This is a genomic window from Streptomyces sp. NPDC019937 (assembly GCF_040631655.1).
In the GTDB taxonomy this organism is placed as follows: domain Bacteria; phylum Actinomycetota; class Actinomycetes; order Streptomycetales; family Streptomycetaceae; genus Streptomyces.
This window is the reverse complement of the sequence record NZ_JBEYAL010000117.1, coordinates 1-1,782: the sequence shown is the minus strand read 5'-3', so window position 1 is coordinate 1,782 and position 1,782 is coordinate 1. Positions and strand designations below refer to the sequence as shown.

Here is a 1,782-nt window from a genome sequence, read left to right as displayed (position 1 = left end):
GAGTTGGTCCGTGCTCAGGCCGCCGCTGTTCTCGGGCACGGCTCCGCGCAGGATGTCCCGGCTGAGCGGGCGTTCAAGGAGCTGGGCTTCGACTCACTCACCGCCGTCGAGCTACGCAACGGGTTGGCTGCGGCCACGGGTGTCCGGCTGCCGGCCACCATGGCATTCGATCACCCCAACGCCACCGCCATCGCACGCTTCCTGCAGTCTCAGCTCCTTCCTGACGCCGAGATTGAGTCGGCCGTGCCGTCTTCACTGGAAGACGAGGTCCGCCAGGCATTGGTGTCCCTTTCCCTGGACCAGCTGAAAGGCGCTGGGCTTCTTGACCCACTGCTCGCTCTGACACGCCTCCGGGAGATCAACAGCACGGTGCAGAACCCTGAGCCGACCACCGAATCGATCGACGCGATGGATGGCGAGAGCCTGCTGCGCCTGGCGCTCGGCAAAATCGACGGCTGAGCCACTGACCACTGGAGCTGACATGCCTGACCCCACCGCCAAATATGTGGAAGCGCTCCGTGCGTCGCTCAAGGAGAACGAACGCCTGCGCCAACAGAATCACTCGCTTCTCGCCGCCTCCCGTGAAGCGATCGCCATCACGGCGATGAGCTGCCGTTTCGGCGGGGGCATCGACTCGCCCGAAGATCTCTGGCGCTTCCTGGCCGAAGGCCGCGACGCGGTGGCGGGGCTTCCCGAGGACCGCGGGTGGGATCGCGAGGCCTTGTACCACCCGGACCCGGAGAACCCCGGCACCACGTACGTCCGGGAAGGCGCGTTCCGGTATGACGCAGCCCAGTTCGATGCGGGGTTCTTCGGAATTTCGCCACGTGAGGCGTTGGCGATGGACCCGCAGCAGCGGCTGCTGCTGGAGACGTCCTGGGAGCTTTTCGAGCGTGCCGGTGTCGATCCGTACACAGTCAAGGGAACGGCGACGGGGATATTCATCGGTGCCGGATATCAGGGCTATGGTCCCGATCCCAAGAGGGCTCCGGAGAGCGTGGCGGGTTACCTGCTGACGGGAACAGCATTGGCCGTGCTGTCCGGGCGTATTTCCTACACGTTCGGTCTTGAGGGGCCTGCGGTGACCGTGGATACGGCGTGTTCGTCATCGCTGGTGGCCCTGCACCTGGCGGTGCAGGCGCTGCGCCGTGGCGAGTGCTCGCTCGCCATAGCCGGGGGTGTGGCCGTCATGTCGACACCGGATGCCTTCGTGGAGTTCAGCCGCCAACAGGGCATGGCAAGAGACGGCCGGTGTAAGGCATTTGCCGCGGCAGCGGACGGTATGGGATGGGGCGAGGGAGTTTCGCTGATCTTGCTGGAGCGGTTGTCGGATGCGCGGCGGTTGGGTCATCGGGTGTTGGCGGTGGTGCGGGGGAGTGCGGTCAATCAGGATGGTGCGTCCAATGGTCTGGCGGCGCCGAATGGTCCGTCGCAGCAGCGGGTGATCCGTGCGGCGTTGGCTGACGCCGGTCTGGCTCCTGGTGACGTCGATGTGGTCGAGGCACACGGTACGGGGACGCGGTTGGGTGATCCGATCGAGGCGCAGGCGTTGCTTGCGACGTATGGGCAGGGACGTACCAGTGGGCGTCCGGTGCTGCTGGGGTCGGTGAAGTCGAACATCGGTCATACGCAGGCTGCGGCGGGCGTGGCCGGTGTGATGAAGATGGTGCTGGCACTGGAGCGGGGCGTGGTCCCGCGGACGTTGCATGTGGATGAGCCGTCACCGCATGTGGACTGGTCGGCCGGTGCGGTGGAACTGCTGACTGAAGAGCGACTGTGGGA

General features: G+C 65.8%; 2 protein-coding genes. Both read left to right on the top strand.

The window, feature by feature from the left end:
• A partial coding sequence (locus tag ABZ562_RS41105) for an acyl carrier protein (RefSeq protein ID WP_361490576.1) occupies nucleotides 1–459 on the top strand: 459 nt, incomplete at its 5' end.
• Between the two features lie 22 nt (nucleotides 460–481).
• A partial coding sequence (locus tag ABZ562_RS41100) for a beta-ketoacyl synthase N-terminal-like domain-containing protein (protein ID WP_361490573.1) occupies nucleotides 482–1,782 on the top strand: 1,301 nt, incomplete at its 3' end.